Origin of the sequence: Lactococcus garvieae subsp. garvieae, from assembly GCF_029024465.1 — a bacterium.
Lineage (GTDB): Bacteria > Bacillota > Bacilli > Lactobacillales > Streptococcaceae > Lactococcus > Lactococcus garvieae.
Window position 1 is genome coordinate 1,004,979 of the sequence record NZ_CP118950.1, and the last position, 21,221, is coordinate 1,026,199.

A 21,221-nucleotide genomic window follows, 5' to 3' on the forward strand; every position below is an offset into this window, starting at 1 on the left:
GAAAATGGACAATTCAAAAATTAATAATCAAGCTGCAACTGATGAAAACTTGGAGCAAGCAGGTTACCGACGTTATCGTGGCAAGGAAATGGATATCTATTATAATGCTCAAATCTGTGAACATGCAGGAGAATGTGTACGTGGTAATCCAGCTGTCTGGGAAGTAGGACGTCGACCATGGATTCTCCCTGACAATGGAGAAAAAATTGATAACCAAGCGATTATCAATCGTTGTCCATCTGGTGCACTGAAATTTATCAAGTAAATAGCAAAGGGGAAGACTATGAAAACTGTTGAAGAAGACAACAACATTATCTTGTACAATGACAATAATGAGCGCATTGGCGAGATGACATTTATGACAATGGGCAACAATATTGTGATAACGCATACAGGTGTTGCTATCGAATATCGAGGCCAAGGTCTTGCTCAATTGCTTTTAAAAGCAGGAATTGAAAAAGCACGCAAAGAAGACCTCAAACTTCAAGCAACTTGCCCTTATGCGGCAAAGTATTTTAGAGCACATAAAGAAGAATTACAAGACGTTTTAAAATAGGAAAAGCGAGTCAAAACAGTAGCGTTTTGGCTTTTTTCCTATTATGATGGATTTAAGAGAAAGTTGGAGGACCGGATATGGAAAAATATGACTATATTATTGTCGGCGCAGGACCTGGAGGAAATGCACTAGCTTATGCACTCAAAGCGCAAGGAGCATCTGTCCTTATTGCGGAAAAGGATAAATGGGGCGGCACATGTCCGAACTATGGCTGCGATCCCACCAAGATCATGATGACACTTGTCGAGGCAAAGTACAGAGCAGAAAATTTAGCTTCTGCTGGTCTACACGGCAGTCTTAGAATTGATTGGCAAGAGATGTTGGCTCGGAAAAAAGCATACAGTGATGCCATCCCTTCAGGAACTGAACAAGGATTGAAAAATGCAGGCATAGAGACTGTTTATGGCTCGGCAAGTTTTCAGACCGATGGACATCTAGCTGTTGAGGGTAAGGTATACGTTGCGGATAACTATATCCTAGCAACTGGTGCACGACCAAGAGTTTTGGATATTCCAGGCAGTGAGTATTTGCTGACTTCCAATGACTTCTTAGAGTTAGAGGAACTTCCCAAACGTCTTGTTTTCTTAGGTTCAGGTTATGTCTCACTCGAATTAGCCCAAATCGCTCATGCAGCGGGAGCTGAGGTTTCTGTACTCACTCACGGGGCACTAAAAATTCGAGGTTTTGCGGACGATTTTGCTGTTTCTTATATTAAGCAATTACAAAAGGAAGGTATTTCCTTTGTTGATAATTTTTCTCCTGAAAGACTGGAACAAACTGATTCGGGAATCGAAATTATTAGTGAAGACAAGCGCAAAGTCACTGCGGATGGTGTTATCTCAGCAGTTGGACGTATTCCTAATATTGAAGACCTAAATCTAGACGCTGTCGGCGTAAAAACAACGGCTAAAGGTATCGAGGTCAATGAATTTTTGCAAACTCAGCATCCAAATATATATGCTATCGGAGATGTTTTAGATAAAAAACAGCCCAAACTAACACCTGTTTCAGGTTTTGAGGCCAGATACCTTGCACGTTATTTTGCACAGAAGGGTCAAATTGAAGCTATCCAATATCCGGCCATTCCTACTGTTATTTTTGGATCCAGCAAGCTCGCTCAAATTGGTCAAACTCAAATTCTTGATAAAGAAAATGAGCGAAGCTTAGATATGACGGATTGGTATACCTATAAACGCATCGCTGATCCCCTTTCAAAAATCAATGTTATTGTAAATGATAAAAATGAAATTCTTGGAGCAACACTTCTCTCGACCGTGGCAGAAGAACTTGTAAATATCTTGAATTTCTGTATTAACCAAACTATTAATTTGGACAAATTTCAAAATATGATCATGGCCTATCCCACAATTGCCAGTGATTTATTCTATCTTTATGACTAAAAAGCAGAAAGAGCCAAGGTTGAGGCTCTTTTTTTTACATTTTTAATTAATCTAATCATTTTTAGTTTTTGCTTGACATATTCCCAGCAAGCGATTACAATAGTTAAGTAATATGTGAGAACGTTTCCACATTATGTCACAAGGAGGTCTATTGGCTACAATTAAACAGGTTGCCTCGAAAGCTGGCGTGTCCGTGTCTACTGTTTCAAGATATATCACACATAAAGGATATGTTAGCGCAGAAGCAGAGGTAAAGATTAAAAAAGCGATTCAAGACTTGAATTACTCACCTAATATCTCAGCTCAGTCTCTTAAAAGTAAAAAAAGTAACTTGGTCGGTCTTTTATTGCCGGATATCTCTAACCCTTTCTTTCCGATGTTGGCGAAAGGTGTGGAAGAATTTCTGAGAGAAAAAGGCTATCAACTGATCTTAGGGAATGTTAATGAAGATCGTGAAATCATCAAGTCTTATCTTCAGTTTTTAGTTCAAAGCAATGCTGCTGGCGTGATCACAACAGTTGACTTTAAGGAAGAATTTCCTGAATTTGATTTACCAGCAGTCACTGTGGATCGTGTAGGTAAGAAAAGTGAATTTGGTGTCTTTTCGGACAACAGTCAAGGTGGCTTACTTGCTGCAAAAGCTGCAGTAGAAGCAGGAGCACAGCAGATTGCAGTTGTTCGAGGACCTTTGACCACCGATAATACGAATGAACGCTTTAGTTCTAGTATTGCCTACTTGAATCAAGCAGCAGTGAGCTATCAAGTTTTTCAAAGTAGGAGTTATGATTTTTCGGAAATTCAAGCAGAAGCAGAAAAACTTCTCCGCAAACAGAAAACTCTTGATACGATTATTCTGCCTTCGGACGTCCATGCGGTTGCATATATGCAGGAGATCCATCGAATGAATAAACGTATTCCTGAAGATATCCAGCTGATTGGTTATGATGATATTTTGATGAGCAAATACGTTTATCCCGCGCTTTCAACGATTCATCAACCCGCTTATGAAATGGGACATGAAGCAGCCCAATTAATTTATAAACTGGCCAACCATCAGCCGATTGACCAAAAACAGATTAAACTTAAAGTTTCTTATGTTGAACGTGACAGTACAAGAAAAAATAAAGGAGAACTAAAATGAATAAGATCACAATTATTGGCAGTATCAATCTAGATACAACTTTGAGAGTAAGCAATATGCCGAAACCAGGTGAGACTTTACATGCAAAAGAACATTTTACTGCCGGTGGCGGTAAAGGTGCGAACCAAGCGGTAGCAGCAAAGCGTTCTGGTGCTGATACTTTCTTTATTGGCGCTATTGGTAAAGACGGTGCTGGGCAAATGATGCGTGAGCTTTTAGAGTATGAAGATATTGACACATCAGCTGTCCAACTCTTAGAAAGTCAATCGACTGGTCAAGCCTTTATTACCGTGGATGATTCTGGTGAAAACAGCATTATGATTTTCTCAGGGGCAAATAATGCATTTACCCCCGAACACGTTGAAAACTCCAAACATATTATTGAAAATAGTGATTTTTTGATTGCACAATTTGAAAGCGCGCTTGACAGTACAGTCGCAGCCTTTAAGTGTGCGAAAGAAAATAAGGTGCGGACTATTCTCAATCCCGCACCTGCGAGAACGGATATTCCTCAAGAACTTTTGGCTACAACGGATATCATTGTGCCTAATGAAACAGAAGCTGAACTCATAACTGGAATAAAAGTGGAAGATGAGCACAGTCTGAAAGCTGCGGCAGATTATTTCCACAATCTTGGTATTGAAGCAGTGATTATTACCTTAGGAAGCAAGGGGGCTTATTATGACATCAAAGATGGCAAGTCTGGTATCATCCCCGCTTTCAAGGTAGCGGCTGTCGATACAACAGCTGCAGGTGATACTTTCATTGGCGCTTTAAGCACTGTTTTGAAAGCAGACTTCAGTAATATTGAGGATGCTATTCTTTATGGCAGTAAAGCCTCATCACTGACTGTACAAAGATACGGCGCACAACCCTCTATTCCCTACAAAAATGAACTGGATTAGGAGTATTTCAAATGAAAAAAACAAAAGTTATAAATTCTGATATTTCACGTGTTATTGCCCAAATGGGCCACTTTGACAAGCTCAGCATTGGTGATGCTGGGATGCCAGTTCCAAAAGGAACAGAAAAAATTGACTTGGCTGTAGATAAGGGTATTCCAAGCTTCATGGACGTTTTAAATAATGTTTTGGAAGAACTTGAAGTTCAAAAAGTTTATCTTGCTGAAGAAATTAAAGAAAACAATCCCCAAATTTTAGCCCAAATCACTGATCGTTTACCGGATACACCTGTAGAATTTATCCCACATAGCGATATGAAGGCAGAGCTAAATAACTGTCATGCCTTTATCCGTACAGGAGAAATGACACCATACGCAAACATCTTACTAGAAAGCAATGTCGTATTTTAAAGACAAATAGGAGAAAAACAAAAACATGAACACAACAGCACTATTAATTGGTCTTGGCCCGCTACTTGGTTGGGGGCTTTACCCAACAATCGTTTCAAAAATTGGTGGGAAACCCGTCAACCAAATCCTCGGTTCAACTTTAGGTACTCTCATTTTCGCCCTAGTTTTTTCAGTGTCACAAGGCATTCATTTAGCTTCAGGGATGGATTTATTCCTCGGTATTTTATCTGGTATTGGTTGGGCTGCAGGACAAATCGTCACTTTTTACTGCTTTAGTTTGATTGGTTCTTCTAAAGTAATGCCAATTACGACAGCTTTCCAACTCTTAGCTGCATCACTTTGGGGTGTGGTTGCTTTGGGAAACTGGCCTGGAGTAAGTGCTAAAATTTTGGGAGCTTTCTCTCTTATCCTTATTATTTTTGGTGCGAGCTTAACGGTTTGGTCTGAAGAAAAAACACCCGCAAGTACAGGTCTTTTGAGAAAAGTAGTTATTTTCTTAGCTCTTGGAGCGATTGGTTATTGGGCCTACTCTGCTGCCCCTCAAGCAAGTAACTTATCAGGTCAAGAGGCCTTCCTCCCACAAGCCATTGGTATGTTATTGACTGCCCTTATTTATAGTATTGTCATCTCTTTCAAAGAGAAGACAAAAATGGCAATCTTCGAAAGTGTATCCTACAAGCATATTATTTCTGGTTTCTTCTTTGCATTTGCGGCCTTAACTTATCTTATCTCAGCTCAGCCTGATATGAATGGTTTGGCAACTGGATTTATCCTCTCTCAAACATCTGTTGTATTAGCAACATTGACAGGAATCTGGTTCTTAAATCAAAGAAAAACAAAAAAAGAAATGCTCTTAACAATTATTGGTCTGGTCTTAATTATTATTGCAGCCTCAATAACGGTTACTATTTAAAGATAAATGCAGCTGCAAAGGCTGTATTTTTTTATATTAAGATATGCTATACTTGAAGTAAAAGAAAGGAGCAATTATGCACGTCAATAAGGAAATTGTAAGACATGGGGAGGCACTCGCTCACGTCTGAACCATGTTGTCTCCCAATAAGTCACTAAAACTTTTTGGAGGAACAAAAATTGAACACAAACTACACATTAAATACATTAGGCTTTACAGAAAAGTTTAAACAAGAAGCTCTAAAATATCCAGCTTTTTATCCCGGACGAGTAATTGAACAGAACCGTAACCAATACACCGTCGCAACTCAATCAGGTGAAGTCAAAGCAGAAGTATCGGGGAAATACCGTTTTGAAACATCAGCATCACTTGACTTTCCAGTAGTCGGAGATTTTGTTCTCTTAGATCGAGAAACAGATTCTACCGGACGCGCCCAAATTCAACGCTGTTTACTGCGCCATTCAGCCCTTATTCGTAAAGCAGCAGGAGAGGCGCATGAACGCCAACTTATGGCGGCTAATATAGATAAAGTTCTGATTTGTATGTCGCTGAACGAAGACTTTAATTTGCGACGCGCAGAGCGTTATCTTACTCTAGTATGGGTATCAGGTGCTCTTCCTGTCTTTGTGTTAACTAAAACAGATGTAGCGGAAGATATGGAACAAAAACAAGCAGCGCTTCAAGAAATTAGTTTCGGTGTTGATATTATTATGACATCCTCACAAACTGAAAATGGATATGTTCCTTTACAGTCCTACATCACAACCGGTGAAACCTATGTTTTGATTGGTTCATCTGGTGTGGGTAAATCAACATTGGTGAACACATTACTAGGACAAAAAACGTTAAAAACAAATGACCTACGTAATGATGGTAAAGGAAAACATACCACGACACAACGTAGACTATTTCAACTGCCTTCAGGAGCTATGATTATTGATACACCCGGGATACGTGAAGTTGGCTTAGATCAAGCTAGTTTTAACGAAAGCTTCTCAGATATTGCAGCTTTAGAGTCACAGTGTAAGTTTTCTGATTGTGCGCACGGCACTGAACCAGAATGCGCTGTTCAAGCTGCTCTTATACAAGGGGAACTTTCCTACGAACGTTTTGTAAACTATCAAAAATTACAAAAAGAAATGGCTTACACAGGTTTGCATGCTAAAGAAGTTGAAAGAAAAAAACTCGACATGATGTTTAAAGAAGTTGGTGGGATGAAAAAAGCCCGTAAAACTCTCAAACAAAAAAATAAGCGGCATTACTAAAAGGAAAAGCACTGACCCTCACAATCAGTGCTTTTCCTTTTTCGTGATAAAGGTACAAGTATAGAGCAATCAAAATCAAAGAACGGCTACTGTTTTAAAACTGCTAGAGGGATTAGCTGTCATTTTACGTTCAATAAGAACAACTAATCCTTAAAAATTCGATGCATTATTTTAGACAAACTAGTGCTTATCATAAAAAAATACTTTTTTTATTACTTATAGTAAACACAAAAACATGAATGTTCAAATTGCTCTTAAAAATGAACTTATGTTTTAGTATACTATAAGTAAATAAGACTATTGGAGAAAATATGAAAAGATTTATTGGATTAACTGTTATATCAATTATTTTTTGTGGAGGCTATTTTGCTTTAAAACATATTTTAAACACGACCGACTATTACGCGAAGGTCACTTTGGAGAATAAGACAAGTTCCGCAGACAGACATACTCGTGGCTCAGAAAGTGAATATGTCTATCTCTTCAAATCGTCTAATAGTAAAGGAGAAGTCAAAGATCTAAGTTTATGTGCAGAGTCATTACACGAAGGTGTATACATCATGGCTCACGTAAATTACGATAAGGTTGTACGTTGGAATATTGTAGAAGAAAGAAGTGTTCCGCCAAAAGCGCTAGAAAAGATAAAGTTATAGAATAACAAATAATAATGCGTACTGCATTATTTTTTGTTTTCTTTAATATTAATAAACATTGAAGCAATTAATTCGCTTTTATTCTGACAATTCTGTACAATTCTGTACAATTAAAATATAAAGCGCTATCAAAACGAAAGATTGGAGAAGGATATGAATAATACAAGGAAAAGAAAGTTTACCTTAGCTTCTGTGGTGTTACTCGCTGCAGTTTCAAACATGATTGTTTCTCAATCAGCTGTTGAGGCTGTAACGACTACTATTAAAAACCAGGTTTCTAATGGTGAGGTTATCATTTATGCACAGCAGGCTGGACCTTCCAGTGCTGCCGCTACGGGAAACGCTATCGGTAATAATGATGGTACACAACAAGCTGCAGGAGAATCTTCAACATCTACGGCGACAAATAACTTAACAATGTCGAATGTTCAGTTTTCTGCAACTAAAATTACACCAACTGGTGCTGCTTCAGCAATGGTCAACAGTAAAGGGGAGGTAGTATCTTCAGCCTTCACGGCCGATGCTTCCACAAGAAAAATTCAGAAAACAGATACCAATGGTATGACTGACTTTACGGGACTTACTGACGGTTATTGGCTTTTTCACCAAATGACCTTGGTTGGCGGTGTACAGACCGTGAAGGATTTTATTGTGACGGTTAATACTTCTGATACAACCAATAAAGGGCCACTGAATGTCTATCCGAAGCAGGATATGACGAAATATAAAAATTTATTTGATATCGCTGCTACAAACGCTGATGATAACTACAACGGAAAAACGCCGAATGAACTTGCATCACCCAATGCAGATACGACAACTTTGATTGATACAAATGAGAGTGATGCTGGCAACACAACGACAGCAGCAGCTGGAAATATGGTCGGTTGGAACGTCAATGCAAGCTTTGATAAATCACAATGGGCAAATACTTCTGATACAGTAACAGCGCCGGATATCGCAGATAATGTGAAAGCAAAATTTACGCTGGAAGATACGATTCCAGCAGGCTTCACAATCGGTACTCCAACGCTCAAGGCGGGTACAACAGCTTTAACGCCTGTAGTAGATTATACAATGACGACCACCAATCAAGTGGTTTCAGTTTCTTTAACAAGTGACGGTATGAAAAAAGTAGCAGGTTTGCTTGATGCTGCAACAGGTAGAATCAATATGAACCTCTACATTCCTACGACGGTATCAGGTAGTGTTACTGCGGGGGCATATAAAGATAACGCTAAAACAACAATCATCAATGCTTATGGTGTTGACCTCAGTTCAACGCCTAAAAATTCAACTGTGAATATTGGCGGTGTCCAACTGACGAAAACAGATGGGACTTCAGCAATTACTTCGTCTCCAGCTACATTTGTGTTGGTAAGAGCAAAAAATGCGACAGCGGCTGAGGCCTTGGTTAAAAAACATGCTGCAAGCTTTAATGGTTCTTCCTCGGATCTTTCCAGTTTACCAACAGCCTACTCTTCAACTGACAATGCCTCTTTCGTGACACAGGCTGATGGAACAATTGCGGTCAAAACAACTGGGGCTTCAGGAGTGGCAACTTTTTCCGGTCTTAACCTTGTTGATACCAACACAGACACAGAAAACACAAGCAACTATTTTGCCGTCGAAGTGATTGCTCCTGATGGTTTCCAATTACCGACAGCAACCACAGCTGCCAATGTAACGAAGGTGAATGCTTCAACAACACCTGCTGCTCATAATAATGACATTGTGAATAATAAACCATTTCCACTTCCATTTACTGGTGGAGCAGGAATTGTCACAGTGGTGTTAATAGCAGGAGTAGCGGGCTTTGCAGCAATGGTCATTCGTAAAAAGAAACAAGATGCTGAGGTAGATTCAAAATAGTAAAATAACCTTGCCGTGCAGGAGGAGCACATGCGTGATAAAATTCCAGATAAAAAAAGAGAGCGTCGATTCTCACTGCGCAATATCATTTCCACCCTTCTATTGATTTTTGCTTTGGGCCTCTTGTTTTATCCTATCTTTGTGAACTATATGGTCGCGCAGCAAAATAAAACGACAATCCAAAAATATACCAGAAATGTTGAAACGCTAAAGCCAGCGCAAGCAAAACACCTTAAAGAAGAAGCTGCTCTTTATAATCAGTATATTTATACCAAAAGTCAATACCAAAGCTGGAATAAAGCAGTACCTGAGTATAAGAAACAGTTGATTACTGATAAGGATAAAGTTATTGCTTATCTCTCTATTCCTCAAATTAAGATTACGAATATTCCTGTTTATAGTGGCGATAGTGAAGAAACATTAGCAGCTGGTGTAGGCCACATCCCGCAGACGAGTTTGCCAATTGGTGGGGAAAATACACACGCTGTATTATCAGCGCATTCTGGACATATTAATAACACCTTGTTTTCTGATTTGGAAGACTTGAAAATGAAGGATGTTTTCTACATTCATGTCTTAGACCAAACATTAAAATACGAGATTTTTGAGCGAAAAATTGTGAATCCTGAAGATACGGACGCTATTAATGTTATTCCAGGAAAGGATTTGGTCACACTGGTTACATGCTGGCCGACAGGCATCAATAATAAGCGCTTACTTGTTACAGGAAGACGTGTTACTACAACTACGATGACCCCACAAGAACACATCCAACGTAATAAATACGGCTATAATTTCTGGGTGATGCTTCTTGCAAGTTTGTTAGCGTTGTGTGCATTAAGGCTTGTTTTACGGAATATCTTAGGTGCTAAAAACTATAATATGCGCATCGATAGAGCGCAGTTTGATGCAATTCAAAAAGGCAAACAAGAGCTTATTATTGCGCCACTTCCTCAGGGAAGTAAAAAGTACCGTTTAAAAGATAAGGTTACACTTATTGCGGCAGAGGCTCTTGAGTCTAATAAACGGCAATATTTTGAAAAATCAGAGGGTCAAGAGTGGCAGAGCGTTAATAAGAGTAAGGAAGCTGAAAAACAAAAAGTAAAAATCACTCAAATCATAGATGCAGATAAATTTAATAAACCAGATAGACACTTAGAAAATACAACATATTCTAATTTTAAAAAGGCAGCGGAGCAACTGCTACAAGAGCGGTTAAATACAAAGCGGCTTCCTGAAAACTGTATTTTAATTAAGGTGAAGGTAAAAGAATAAATTTTAGAGAGGATCCCAATGAAAAAAAGACGACTATTGGTGCTTATATTCTTTTTTTCAATTGTCTTATTGAGAGGGAATAATACGCCAATTCAAGCGGCCGAAAGACATTCTCAAAATATAATAATTGTAAAATATGGGCTCACATCGGCGTCTCAAGGATTTTCTTCTGAACAAAGCTTTAATACCGGTTTAAAAATTAACAATATCATTATTGATAATTCTGGTAAGGAACTTCAGCCTATAGCTGATATAAGCTATACGGTGCAGCAAATTATGGAGAAGGATGCTCTAGCAGTAGCAGCGATGGACCCGTCAAGTTACATAAAAGTGGGAAACCCAATAAAACTTCTGACAAATAAAGAAGGGATCGCAAGCATACGCTTAGGGGACGGCAAATATATCTTAACCGAGCAAGTTAATAGAGCTGCAGGACTTATTGATCCGCAAGCTCCTGTCTTGCTTGATCTCCCAACAGCCGATAGCCTAGAAGAGATTTATATTTATCCCAAATCTAGTCTTATTAAGACTGAGAAGAAACTTAGACAAAATCATCTTAAGCCAACACACATCCAGTACAGACATGATTTACCCCATACGGGCGAAAAAGTCTCATGGTTTATCGCACTTGGTGGAGCATTTCTTTTGATTATTATTGCTTTTGTTCTTAATCGTAAAGAAAAAAGCACCCAAACGAAGTAAATTTAGGGGAAGGAGGTGAATTTATTTGAAGGAAATGAGCAAATATTATAAGAAAAGAAGTGGAAAGGATAAAAACGGGAAGAGTAGAGCATTACATCACTATTTTAAACTGGTTTTATATGCTTTTAGCTTCTTTATTCTTAGTCCACTGTCACCTGTTTTTAACGGGATTCCTTCTTTTGGGACTCTTTCTGCTGAAGCTTCTATTACTCAACAAACGGATGGGTCGGGTATAACTTGGAATCTTATCACAGCTGGTAATGATATTAATACGTTAGCTACAACAGCGCTTCCCGGCGCTACACTTTATATAAAGGCGGCAAATGACTTGACCTTAGGCGTCACTGCAGTATTGCCTCTAAACTTAACTTTAGTTTTTGATATGGGCGGCCATGCTCTATACAATCCGGTATGTCATCGATTACGATGAATTATGGTGCTAATTCTAGTACAACGATAACTGCACCTGGATTCTTTGATTATAATGCCACTGGTGGCGCTTTTAAAACAACGATTGGGCAGGGGGCCAGTTTTGACTACAGTACAGGAAATACTTCAAACGCTTTCTTAGGGACATTGGCTGCTACGGACAGTTTTACGCTTAATTCTGCAAAACATGTTCGGTTGAATACAAACAAAACATCTGGAAGTAGTATCCTTGGAACGGACGCAAGTGCAATGCCATTTGTACTCAATGCAAGCTCGCCTTCAGCTTACGCCATTAATGGCTACAATAGTGCCGGAGTTTCTAGTCTGCTGGCAAGTCCTACAAGTGGGGCATTTGGAGTAACTGGAACCTTTCATAGTAACTTAGCAGACTTAAGCAAACTTACAGGTCAAAAAATCCCAACTGCATCGGAAATTACTACTTATCAAAATTCTGCACAGCTTGAATTTAACCTTGTATCTCCTGCGCAAGCCAATTTTAGTTATGCGTGGGCGGCGGATGTTCCTGGACAAAACGGGGGAGCAGGTACTTTAATTGGTCAGCTACCGGCGCGTGTCTCAGAGCAAGGCACAGTTGGAGGTGCTTTAACAGCACCAACATTATCAGCAGCACCCAAGGGCTATTATATCTCCGGCTATAAAGCACCAAACGGAACAATCTATACTACGCTGGCTGCAGCTTTAGCAACGGTTAATAATGTATTTGGTACGACTTCGAACACAACGACACCTGATATTTATATGCCTTCAACAAATGATTTTCAAGTCATTTTGAGTGCCCAAGAGCAAACATTTTATATAAATTATGGCTATGCGTTTACGAACTTTGGGAATGTGCCCCCTTTCCCAGCCAATGCTTATACTCAAAAAGGCTTGACTGGCGCACCGCTCACGATAAGTGGCTTAGGAGCCGCTCCAACTGGATATCATTATTCTGCAGTGCTGAATAACACGGCTTCGGCTTGGATTGATCAGACAAATCCGGAAACGGGAGGGGCTAATACACCTACACCTTATTATGCATCGATGAGTTTGGCACTCACCGCAGCGATAACTCAGCAAAATGGTGGAATGTATTTTGGAATATCATCTTTAAGTACACCTCCCACAATCAATAATCAAGGCGCATTTGATAATAACGTAATGATTATGCTAACAGCAAATGCGGAAATCGCAAACTATACTTATGGTTGGGCAAATATTACGCCAGGTTATAATGGAAATGCCGGACAAATTTATGGGAATCTTCCGAGCCAAGCAACATCTAAAGGTGGCTTCGGTGACACAATTGCGCGAGACACATCGGGTATAAATTCTCCGGGGAACACTTACCAGACATTTGTCGCCCCTCCAACTGATAAGGCGCTTAGTGGTTATTCTGTGGCCGTGCGTGCGCCAAATGGAATAACATACACCTCGGATCCTAATGCTGTTGCGAGCTCTACAGTAGTGAAAACAACTACACCATTAACAACTGCGACTCAAGCAAATACCTTTAAAGAAGGGGCCGCAGCCAATAATTTTGTAATTACTTATACGCCCCTAGCAAATAAGCTAAGTTGGCACTACACATATGATTCGAGCATATCTAATCCGCCTAGCGCCCCTGCTGATATTGTCCAAACAGGTGTGCTAACAGGTACACCACTTACAGATCCCAAAGCGACAGCACCAAATGGGTACTTTATCGAAGGCTATCAGTATCCTGGAGATACGAAGATTTATCGTACCATTGCGGAGCTACAGACGGCGCATTTCTCTGGGACGGGTGATATAACGATTAATATCCTTTTAGCTAAGAATTTTGTTTTACCTTATACAGGAGGTTCAGGCCAGTTTGGAATAATCTTAGCATCAGCGACACTAGCCTTTCTTGCTTTAGCCTTTTACATCTTTAAAAAGAAAGATTAAGCTGTTTCTTTTTAACCACAGGGTATTGATCGTGTGGTTTTTCTAATTTTTTGTAATAATTGAGGTATATAAGTGTATTTGTGCTCAGATATTGGTATAATTAAGCATTATGACAAGAAAAAATATACTAAAAGCACAACGAATCGTAGTTAAGATTGGCACAAGCTCGTTGATTTTACCGAATGGGAAGATAAATTTATCAAATATAGATGAACTGGCTTTTGTATTGTCCGATATAAATAATAAGGGGTATGAAGTTATCTTAGTAACTTCAGGTGCTATTGGAGCAGGGCTGAATGTCCTTGGAATGAATGAACGTCCAAAAGATATTGCACAGCAACAAGCCTTAGCAAGTATTGGTCAAGTAGAGTTGATGAGTCTTTATACGCAAATGTTTCGTCGTTATTCACAAAAAGTGTCCCAGCTTTTATTAACACGTGATGTTACAGATTTTCCACTGAGTTCAAACAATGCAGAAAATGCCTTAAATGCGTTGCTCTCTCTGGGGATTATCCCTATTATCAATGAAAATGATGCTATAGCTGTCGATGAAATGGATCATCAAACGAAATTTGGCGATAATGACAAACTGGGAGCAATTGTTTCAAAGCTCGTTGGCGCTGATTTACTCATCATGTTTTCTGATATTGATGGTCTTTATAATAAAAACCCCAATATTTATGATGATGCTAAAATATTTAAAGAAATCCATGAGATTACGGATGAATTACGACAAATGGCAGGCGGAGCCGGGAGTCGTTTTGGTACAGGTGGGATGACCTCTAAGCTCGCCGCTGCAGAAATTTTATTTGACAACAAGCAAGAGATGGTTCTGACCAATGGTCAACGGATCCGTGAAATAAAGGATATTATTGCTGGACAGGAAATTGGGACTTATTTTTACCCAAAAAATTGAGAAAGAAGAAACAAGATGATTGAAGATTTAGGAGTAAAGGTCAAAGCAGCAAGCAAAGAAGCTGCAAAACTATCTGCAGCAAGAAAAAATAACTTTCTGCTTTTCCTAGCAGACGCTCTCACTCAAAATACAAGTCGGATAATTTCTGAGAATGAGAGAGACTTACTTAAAGCAAAAGAGCACGGCATTTCGGATATTATGCTGGACCGTTTAAGGTTGACGCCAGAAAGAATTTCAGACATGGCGCTTGGATTACGACAAGTGGCTGACTTACCTGATCCTATCGGCCAAGTTTTACAGGGCTTCACCAATCTTGATGGGCTAAAAATTGTCCAAAAACGTGTGCCACTCGGTACGGTGGGGATGATTTTTGAGAGTCGTCCAAATGTGACGATTGATGCCTTTTCACTTTGTTTTAAAACAGGGAACAGTGTTCTCTTACGTGGGGGTTCAGACGCCATTCACTCCAATACAGTCTTGGTTGAAATTATTAAAGAAAGCTTACGTAAGCAAGGAATCAATGCCAGTACCGTAGAGCTTCTCACTGATACTAGCCATGCAGAAGCTGAAAAAATGATGCAGGCTGATAAATTTTTAGATGTACTTATTCCTCGTGGCTCTGCTCGACTGATTAATCGTGTAAAAGAAAAAGCAACCGTTCCTGTTATTGAAACTGGCGTTGGAAACTGTACCATTTATGTTGATGAAACTGCAGATTTAGATATGGCTACAAAAATAGTTGTCAATGCAAAAACACAACGCCCAAGTGTTTGTAATGCCGCTGAGAGTCTGGTTGTACATGCAAAAATCGCTGCTGAATTTTTACCTCAATTGCAGGAAGCTTTGAAAAAAACACATGAGGTTGAGTTTAGAGCGGACGAACACTCTTTGAAAATTCTCCAAGCTTGTGATGGAAACTTAGCAGTTGCTGTTCAGGAAGAAGACTTTGGTACGGAGTACTTAGACTATATTATGTCGGTGAAAACAGTTGATAATTTAGATGAAGCAATTGAACATATTAATCATTATTCGACACGCCATTCAGAAAGTATCGTCACTAAAGATTACTTTAATGCCCAAAAATTTCAAGAGGAGATTGATGCAGCAGCAGTCTATGTAAATGCATCGACACGATTTACAGATGGTTTTGTTTTCGGACTTGGCGCAGAAATTGGAATATCTACTCAAAAACTCCATGCACGCGGGCCAATGGGACTTGAAGCCTTGACTTCAAGTAAATATCTCATTGACGGCAATGGTCAAATTCGCTAATATTTTAAACAAAAGAACGGTCCTCTAGGGCCGTTCTTTTATTACAAAAATGTAAGGAATCAGTTCAGTAAAAAAAGATAAAATAGAAAGAAAAAATGAGCGCAAGAGTTTGGAAATGTCTTAGCTCAAGAGATTGAAGCTTACTTAAATATAAGGAGTACAGATGAAAAAAAGAGCGCAGAAGAGCAAGAAAGGAATTGATATGTTAGGTGTGACATTTTTTGTTTTTATTGTTGCAGTAATTGGAGTTTTAGGTGTGGCTTTCTATTACCAACAGACCAAGGCAAGCCCTGGCGAGCCAAGTACGCGCGTGATTAAGAAAAATACAGAGCAGCTCAAGTCAGAGCTAACCATTTACCCAACGCTGTATGTGACGGGCTCAAGTGGCACTCCTAAAAACAATATCAGTCATTTAGTTCAAGCAGTAACCAATAAAAATAATGCCGCAAAGCCAGGTCTCACTGTCATTGCGGAAACAGGAAATAAATATAAATTAAGAATCTCTGGGAAAATTGATGCAGGTAACAAATATCCAGCTATTGCTGTTGGGACAGATCACGGAACAAATAATCACGAAATTTATCAGTATGCGATAAAAGCTACAATAGAATATCTAGCGGCACATTATAACGTCCCTTGGTACAACATTTTGGGGTATTCTTCGGGCGCAGGTGGAGCCATGCGGTTTTTGATCAATTATTCGCAAGATAAAAATTTACCTCCCGCTAAAAAATTTGTTGCTTTAGATGGTGAATTTAATCGCAAAGAAAAATTAAGAGCCAACGAGAGTATGGAAAGACTGTATCAAAATGGCCCCGAAAACAAAAGTGCTGATTATAACTATTTTGAAAAAAATTACTCAAAAATGGACAAGGGCATTCACGTTTACCTCATGGCTTTAGATACACCTGTCGGCTCAGATTTTGATGGTGTTCTTCCTTGGTCGGATCTCTTTTCTGTTTACAACCTCTTTGAAAAAAATGGCAATGTAACAGAAAAATTTACCTATACAAATAGACCAGGAGAGCGATATTCTCATGGTTCAATTTGTAAAATGCCCGCAGCACAGGACTACATCGAAAAGGTTTTTTACTCTTCCACTTAACTTACTAAAATGTAAGTTTACAGACAATTTAATTATGGTACAATCATATATTATGAATAGAAAATATAAAAAATTATTCATCTTTTTTGGAAAGACACTGTTTTACTTTGCAGTGATTTTAATCCTACTTTACCTTTACTCCTATAGTAAAACGGGAGGCGCACACTTTATCTACAACGAATTTTAGAAAGGAGATGTCATGAACATTTTTCAAGAAATTTTATCCGGAGCAACAAAATACCCGGAACGTTTATCGATAGTCGAACACGATCAAGATTATACTTATCGGCAATTGCTTGATGCTGCATCACAGGTAGCTGAAAAAATATCTGAAATGCCCATCTCCCAACGGCCAATTATTGTGTTTGGTAAAAATGGATTTTTATCATTAGCTACACTGCTCGGCGTTTCACTTACAGGCAGAGCCTATATTCCTGTTGACGCGCATACACCTTTTGAGAGAACACAGCTGATCATGCAAGCCGCAAATCCATCTTTAGTCATACATACAGTAGAACTTGAAGAAAATTTTTCCCAGCTTTTTACATCAAGAATATCTTATACAGAATACCAAGAAAATACTGATTTTGATTTTTCACAAATTGATAGTCGTCAAGCTGTTGCCGGAGATGATATCAACTACATTATCTATACTTCGGGCACAACGGGGCTTCCAAAAGGTGTAGCAGTAACACACAATAACTTACTTAGCTTCACTGAATGGATGAATAAGGATTTTTCGATAATCGAAAACAATCACTTTCTCTCCCAGGCATTATATAGTTTTGATTTATCCATTTTCAGCTTGTATCCTAGCTTGACAACGGGTGGAACCTTGATTTCACTTAGTCAAGAGGAGACAACGAATTTCAAAAAACTTTTTGAACGATTGAATTCAAGTACAATCAATACTTGGGTTTCTACACCATCGTTTATCGAAATATGTTTGCTTGATCCATCATTTGTTGAGGAAAATCATCAAGAGTTACAACAATTCATTTTTTGTGGCGAGGAATTACCGCACAAAACGGCATCCAAGCTGCTCGACAAGTTCCCCCATGCAAAAGTTTGGAATACTTATGGCCCAACCGAAGCTACGGGTGCTATTACAAGTATTCAAATTGATGAAAGAATTCTTCAAGACTATAAGCGCTTGCCTATTGGCACTGCCAAGCCAGGAGTGGAAATCCAAATTATTGATGATGAAATTATTATTATTGGGGATTCCGTCGCTCAAGGATATTTTGAAAATGCGGAGAAGACAGCAGAAGTCTTCTATGAGCTAGAAGGAAAGAAGGCTTATCATACAGGAGATTCAGGTTATTTTGATGAAAAGTCAGTCCTGAACTATAATGGTCGAATCGATTTTCAAGTAAAGTTCAATGGTTTTAGGATCGAGCTGCAAGATATCGAAGCTCATTTATATGAAATTGCGGAGATTGAAAAAGCATTAGTGGTCCCTCAAGAAAATGATGCCCATAAAGTAACGGGATTGATAGCAGTCCTTCATTGTTCTTTGGATTTTGCAAATAAGGCTGAAGAACGCGCATTTAATAAAAAAATCAAGGCACAACTTTCAAATACGATTATGGAATATATGATGCCGACTAAATTCATTTATCTTGATGATTTTCCGCTTACTCCTAATGGAAAAATTGACCGTAAAGCTTTAACCAAGCAAGTCCTTGGAGGTAAGAACTAGTGGAACCATATGCAACACCTTTTTACTTTGTGATTTTAGGGTTAGCGCTGCTTCCACTTATCATGGCACACGCCTACGGAAAAAAATGGATGGGCTATCAAGTCATCTTAACCATTGCCTTTCTCTGGCTCAGTTTCGGTGGTAAAGTCAGTCTTTGGTCCCTTCTGGGCTTCGGGGTTTTTGAAACCACTTTGATTAGGCTCTACGCGCACTATCGAAAACTTCAAAACAAAACTTGGGTGTTCGTTTTAGCAGTCCTTGCATCGTTGTTACCGTTAATAATCGTAAAGGTGACGCCACTATTGGATCCGATGCATCCACAATCTATCCTTGGTTTTTTAGGGATATCATATGTGACCTTTAAAACCGTAAGTGTAATCCTTGAGTTACGTGATGGCCTGATTAAAGAAGTTCCCTTAAAGGAGTATCTCTATTTTCTTTATTTCTTCCCCACCATTTCGTCAGGGCCAATTGATCGTTTCCGACGTTTCCAAAAAGAGCTAGAAGCGCCACTTACGGATAAGTATGCAGAGTACTTGGGAAAAGGAATTTTCTATATTTTCCAAGGTTTCCTGTATAATTTCATCATTTCCTATCTGATCTCACATTATTTTCTGCATGGTTTAGCAATAAAAGCGACATTGCATCCCAATATGTGGAATATGATGGGCAGCATGTATGCTTACGGTTTCTATCTCTTTTTCAACTTTGCAGGTTATTCTCTTTTTGCGATGGGCGTTTCCTTGATTATGGGATATAAAATTCCTATTAACTTTAATAAACCCTTTCTTGCGAAAAATATTAATGACTTTTGGCAACGTTGGCATATCTCTTTATCGTTCTGGTTCAGAGATTTTGTCTTTATGCGCTTAGTAAAGTGGATTATGGTTAAAAAATGGTCCAAAAATATGGTGACCATATCAAACGTGGGTTACTTAGTGAACATGTTTATTATGGGCTGCTGGCACGGTTTGACGTGGTACTATATCTTATATGGTGTTTATCATGCCTGTCTGATGATCATTTATGATGCTTGGAAGCGAATGAAGAAGAAGCATAAATGGAATATTCCTGATAACATGTGGACACGTGGAGCTGCAATATTTATCACTTTTAATGCGGTTATGGTCAGCTTCCTCATCTTTTCAGGAATCCCTAATTATGCCATAATGCACGCAATCAATGGACTTGGTAGTCCATTACCTAATTTTTAAACAACAAAAGAAAGAAGAATAAATATGAAAAATGAAGTCTTAAATATCATTGAAGAAGTTTCTGGCACAGATGAGTTTCGTGAAGATTTAGATATGGATCTTTTTGAAGAAGGCATCCTTGACTCGATGAGAGCAATTATGCTTATTGTTGAACTTGAAAATGCCTTTAGTTTGAGTTTACCACCTTCTGAAATGGATCGTGACGACTGGAACACAGCAAATAAGATTGCCGATCGTATCAAGGAAAAGATGGATGAAGAAAGATAAGGTACTTCAAGAAATCGCCCCTTTAGTTGCGGCTCTCACTTTATTGGGAATACTCATCTTTTCTCCTCTCACTGTTTTTCCTAAGTTTAGTAAGCATGAACTGGATGAGTTTGCGACTGATCCTAAGAATCGGACAGGCTTTGTAAGCTATGCGATTAAATCACAAGCTTTCTCTAATCCGCATTATCTGCCTATTTTAGGCTCTTCTGAACTCGAACATATTGATCCTTTTCATCCAAGTAGCTTCTTTATGAAAAATAATAAAGGTTTTACGCCATTTCTAGCAGGGCAACCGGGTACCCAATCCTTAACGCACTTTTTCTATATGAATTCTGTTGAAAAGCAATTGCATAACCGTAAGATTGTCTTTATCATCAGTCCACAGTGGTTTACACGTAAAGGGATCGGTACCCCTGAATTGAGTCAATTTGTCTCTAAAGGGGAAATATATGCGTGGTTACAATCTGCTTCACCAAAAGATGTCGCGACCCAAAAACTTGCGCAACGACTCTTGAATTTTAAAGATTTTCCCGAGGATATTGTCGTTACCCAGGCACTAAAAGCTCTAGCAAATGGTAAAAAAATTGACAGCATCGACCAGATTTCCATTCAACTTGCAAATCAGTTCTGGACCAAACAAGATTTTCTTTTTACAGGCTTATCAAAGCTTGGCGGTAAGCAAGAAAATTCATACGAAAAGCTAGGGCAAATCAGTAAACAATTACCAAATACAAAAGATTTTGAACAACTGGATCAAGCAGCATACGAACGAGGAGCGGCAACTTCAGCAAATAATCAATTTCAAATTGTTGACCATGTGTGGTCAAGAAATCTTCAAAAGGTCTTTAAAGAACGTAAAGGTGTTATGAAAGAAGTGAGCTATCTAAGAAGTCCGGAATATCTTGATTTCCAGCAGCTTTTAAATCAATTTGCAAAAAATAACAATGATGTTCAGTTCGTCATTCCACCGGTAAATGGAGCCTGGTATCAGTATACGGGACTCTCTTATGAGATGTTACAGGAGTTTAGCGCTAAGATTAAATATCAACTGAACAGCCAAGGTTTCCATCACATCTATGACATGACCGATAAATTCAATGAAAAGTACTATATTGGGGACACCATCCATCTGAATAATCGTGGTTGGGTTGCTTTAGATAAAAAAATCGAGGAATTTATGAGTCATCCGACTAAAACAGCATATAAGCTCGACAATGCTCAATTTCTTAGTACAGAATGGGCTAATGGGGACAAAGAAGTCTCTCTTAATAGTAATAAATAAAAAGAATAAATAAATT

General features: G+C 38.8%; 22 protein-coding genes. All 22 read left to right on the forward strand.

Annotated features, from left to right (window positions below; all coding sequences use genetic code 11):
* Positions 1-4 precede the first annotated feature (4 nt).
* The 22 genes from PYW30_RS04990 to dltD all read left to right on the forward strand — a co-directional run bounded on the left by PYW30_RS04990 (position 5) and on the right by dltD (position 21,205).
* On the forward strand, positions 5-265 hold the full coding sequence (locus tag PYW30_RS04990) for a (4Fe-4S)-binding protein (RefSeq protein WP_042217791.1): 261 nt from the start codon (positions 5-7) through the stop codon (positions 263-265).
* 18 nt (positions 266-283) lie between these two features.
* Positions 284-556 (forward strand): GNAT family N-acetyltransferase, encoded by a 273-nt coding sequence (locus PYW30_RS04995; protein ID WP_014024755.1) that lies wholly within the window; start codon positions 284-286, stop codon positions 554-556.
* Between the two features lie 77 nt (positions 557-633).
* Positions 634-1,956, forward strand: a complete 1,323-nt coding sequence (locus PYW30_RS05000) for a dihydrolipoyl dehydrogenase family protein (protein ID WP_042217788.1) — start codon at positions 634-636, stop codon at positions 1,954-1,956.
* A gap of 151 nt (positions 1,957-2,107) precedes the next feature.
* The gene (locus PYW30_RS05005) at positions 2,108-3,097 is read left to right on the forward strand and encodes a LacI family DNA-binding transcriptional regulator (protein ID WP_042217786.1); all 990 of its coding nucleotides are present in this window, start codon (positions 2,108-2,110) and stop codon (positions 3,095-3,097) included.
* Positions 3,094-4,002, forward strand: a complete 909-nt coding sequence (gene rbsK / locus PYW30_RS05010) for a ribokinase (RefSeq protein WP_014024758.1) — start codon at positions 3,094-3,096, stop codon at positions 4,000-4,002. The genes PYW30_RS05005 and rbsK overlap by 4 nt, the downstream gene beginning before the upstream one ends.
* Before the next feature lie 11 nt (positions 4,003-4,013).
* The gene (rbsD, locus tag PYW30_RS05015) at positions 4,014-4,409 is read left to right on the forward strand and encodes a D-ribose pyranase (protein ID WP_004257343.1); all 396 of its coding nucleotides are present in this window, start codon (positions 4,014-4,016) and stop codon (positions 4,407-4,409) included.
* 25 nt (positions 4,410-4,434) lie between these two features.
* Positions 4,435-5,322 carry a ribose/proton symporter RbsU gene (gene rbsU / locus PYW30_RS05020; protein WP_042217781.1) on the forward strand — a complete coding sequence of 296 codons (888 nt, stop codon included), beginning with the start codon at positions 4,435-4,437 and terminating at the stop codon, positions 5,320-5,322.
* A 179-nt stretch (positions 5,323-5,501) separates the two neighbouring features.
* Positions 5,502-6,587, forward strand: a complete 1,086-nt coding sequence (gene rsgA, locus PYW30_RS05025) for a ribosome small subunit-dependent GTPase A (RefSeq protein ID WP_042217778.1) — start codon at positions 5,502-5,504, stop codon at positions 6,585-6,587.
* A 311-nt stretch (positions 6,588-6,898) separates the two neighbouring features.
* Positions 6,899-7,240: a YxeA family protein gene (locus tag PYW30_RS05030; protein ID WP_042217775.1), complete on the forward strand. Its 342-nt coding sequence runs from the start codon at positions 6,899-6,901 to the stop codon at positions 7,238-7,240.
* 153 nt (positions 7,241-7,393) lie between these two features.
* Positions 7,394-9,112 carry a SpaH/EbpB family LPXTG-anchored major pilin gene (locus PYW30_RS05035; protein WP_042217773.1) on the forward strand — a complete coding sequence of 573 codons (1,719 nt, stop codon included), beginning with the start codon at positions 7,394-7,396 and terminating at the stop codon, positions 9,110-9,112.
* A gap of 30 nt (positions 9,113-9,142) precedes the next feature.
* On the forward strand, positions 9,143-10,387 hold the full coding sequence (locus PYW30_RS05040; protein ID WP_042217770.1) for a class C sortase: 1,245 nt from the start codon (positions 9,143-9,145) through the stop codon (positions 10,385-10,387).
* A gap of 18 nt (positions 10,388-10,405) precedes the next feature.
* Complete coding sequence (locus PYW30_RS05045) at positions 10,406-11,089, forward strand: LPXTG cell wall anchor domain-containing protein (protein ID WP_042217768.1); 684 nt, start codon at positions 10,406-10,408, stop codon at positions 11,087-11,089.
* Between the two features lie 25 nt (positions 11,090-11,114).
* The gene (locus tag PYW30_RS05050; protein ID WP_232254486.1) at positions 11,115-11,519 is read left to right on the forward strand and encodes a hypothetical protein; all 405 of its coding nucleotides are present in this window, start codon (positions 11,115-11,117) and stop codon (positions 11,517-11,519) included.
* Complete coding sequence (locus PYW30_RS05055; RefSeq protein ID WP_232254485.1) at positions 11,501-13,447, forward strand: LPXTG cell wall anchor domain-containing protein; 1,947 nt, start codon at positions 11,501-11,503, stop codon at positions 13,445-13,447. The genes PYW30_RS05050 and PYW30_RS05055 overlap by 19 nt, the downstream gene beginning before the upstream one ends.
* Before the next feature lie 109 nt (positions 13,448-13,556).
* Positions 13,557-14,363, forward strand: a complete 807-nt coding sequence (gene proB, locus PYW30_RS05060) for a glutamate 5-kinase (RefSeq protein ID WP_042217766.1) — start codon at positions 13,557-13,559, stop codon at positions 14,361-14,363.
* A 15-nt stretch (positions 14,364-14,378) separates the two neighbouring features.
* Positions 14,379-15,635 carry a glutamate-5-semialdehyde dehydrogenase gene (locus PYW30_RS05065; RefSeq protein WP_042217763.1) on the forward strand — a complete coding sequence of 419 codons (1,257 nt, stop codon included), beginning with the start codon at positions 14,379-14,381 and terminating at the stop codon, positions 15,633-15,635.
* Between the two features lie 163 nt (positions 15,636-15,798).
* Positions 15,799-16,740, forward strand: coding sequence for an alpha/beta hydrolase (locus PYW30_RS05070; RefSeq protein ID WP_042217761.1), 942 nt, complete (start codon positions 15,799-15,801; stop codon positions 16,738-16,740).
* A 52-nt stretch (positions 16,741-16,792) separates the two neighbouring features.
* Positions 16,793-16,927 carry a teichoic acid D-Ala incorporation-associated protein DltX gene (locus tag PYW30_RS05075; RefSeq protein WP_080567130.1) on the forward strand — a complete coding sequence of 45 codons (135 nt, stop codon included), beginning with the start codon at positions 16,793-16,795 and terminating at the stop codon, positions 16,925-16,927.
* Between the two features lie 12 nt (positions 16,928-16,939).
* A complete protein-coding gene (dltA, locus tag PYW30_RS05080; protein WP_042217760.1) occupies positions 16,940-18,442 on the forward strand; it encodes a D-alanine--poly(phosphoribitol) ligase subunit DltA in 1,503 nt (500 codons plus the stop codon).
* Positions 18,442-19,656: a D-alanyl-lipoteichoic acid biosynthesis protein DltB gene (gene dltB / locus PYW30_RS05085; RefSeq protein ID WP_042217757.1), complete on the forward strand. Its 1,215-nt coding sequence runs from the start codon at positions 18,442-18,444 to the stop codon at positions 19,654-19,656. Before dltA ends, dltB begins: the two co-directional genes overlap by 1 nt.
* A 24-nt stretch (positions 19,657-19,680) precedes the next feature.
* Positions 19,681-19,923, forward strand: coding sequence for a D-alanine--poly(phosphoribitol) ligase subunit DltC (dltC, locus tag PYW30_RS05090; RefSeq protein ID WP_042217756.1), 243 nt, complete (start codon positions 19,681-19,683; stop codon positions 19,921-19,923).
* Positions 19,910-21,205, forward strand: coding sequence for a D-alanyl-lipoteichoic acid biosynthesis protein DltD (gene dltD / locus PYW30_RS05095; protein WP_042217754.1), 1,296 nt, complete (start codon positions 19,910-19,912; stop codon positions 21,203-21,205). The genes dltC and dltD overlap by 14 nt, the downstream gene beginning before the upstream one ends.
* Positions 21,206-21,221 lie beyond the last annotated feature (16 nt).

Bases quoted from the DNA above. Each gene is read 5' to 3' on its own strand.
- PYW30_RS04990 (WP_042217791.1), top strand. From the start codon at position 5: ATGGACAATTCAAAAATTAATAATCAAGCTGCAACTGATGAAAACTTG.
- PYW30_RS04995 (WP_014024755.1), top strand. From the start codon at position 284: ATGAAAACTGTTGAAGAAGACAACAACATTATCTTGTACAATGACAAT.
- PYW30_RS05000 (WP_042217788.1), top strand. From the start codon at position 634: ATGGAAAAATATGACTATATTATTGTCGGCGCAGGACCTGGAGGAAAT.
- rbsK (WP_014024758.1), top strand. From the start codon at position 3,094: ATGAATAAGATCACAATTATTGGCAGTATCAATCTAGATACAACTTTG.
- rbsD (WP_004257343.1), top strand. From the start codon at position 4,014: ATGAAAAAAACAAAAGTTATAAATTCTGATATTTCACGTGTTATTGCC.
- rbsU (WP_042217781.1), top strand. From the start codon at position 4,435: ATGAACACAACAGCACTATTAATTGGTCTTGGCCCGCTACTTGGTTGG.
- PYW30_RS05030 (WP_042217775.1), top strand. From the start codon at position 6,899: ATGAAAAGATTTATTGGATTAACTGTTATATCAATTATTTTTTGTGGA.
- PYW30_RS05035 (WP_042217773.1), top strand. From the start codon at position 7,394: ATGAATAATACAAGGAAAAGAAAGTTTACCTTAGCTTCTGTGGTGTTA.
- PYW30_RS05040 (WP_042217770.1), top strand. From the start codon at position 9,143: ATGCGTGATAAAATTCCAGATAAAAAAAGAGAGCGTCGATTCTCACTG.
- PYW30_RS05045 (WP_042217768.1), top strand. From the start codon at position 10,406: ATGAAAAAAAGACGACTATTGGTGCTTATATTCTTTTTTTCAATTGTC.
- PYW30_RS05055 (WP_232254485.1), top strand. From the start codon at position 11,501: ATGTCATCGATTACGATGAATTATGGTGCTAATTCTAGTACAACGATA.
- proB (WP_042217766.1), top strand. From the start codon at position 13,557: ATGACAAGAAAAAATATACTAAAAGCACAACGAATCGTAGTTAAGATT.
- PYW30_RS05065 (WP_042217763.1), top strand. From the start codon at position 14,379: ATGATTGAAGATTTAGGAGTAAAGGTCAAAGCAGCAAGCAAAGAAGCT.
- PYW30_RS05070 (WP_042217761.1), top strand. From the start codon at position 15,799: ATGAAAAAAAGAGCGCAGAAGAGCAAGAAAGGAATTGATATGTTAGGT.
- PYW30_RS05075 (WP_080567130.1), top strand. From the start codon at position 16,793: ATGAATAGAAAATATAAAAAATTATTCATCTTTTTTGGAAAGACACTG.
- dltA (WP_042217760.1), top strand. From the start codon at position 16,940: ATGAACATTTTTCAAGAAATTTTATCCGGAGCAACAAAATACCCGGAA.
- dltC (WP_042217756.1), top strand. From the start codon at position 19,681: ATGAAAAATGAAGTCTTAAATATCATTGAAGAAGTTTCTGGCACAGAT.
- dltD (WP_042217754.1), top strand. From the start codon at position 19,910: ATGAAGAAAGATAAGGTACTTCAAGAAATCGCCCCTTTAGTTGCGGCT.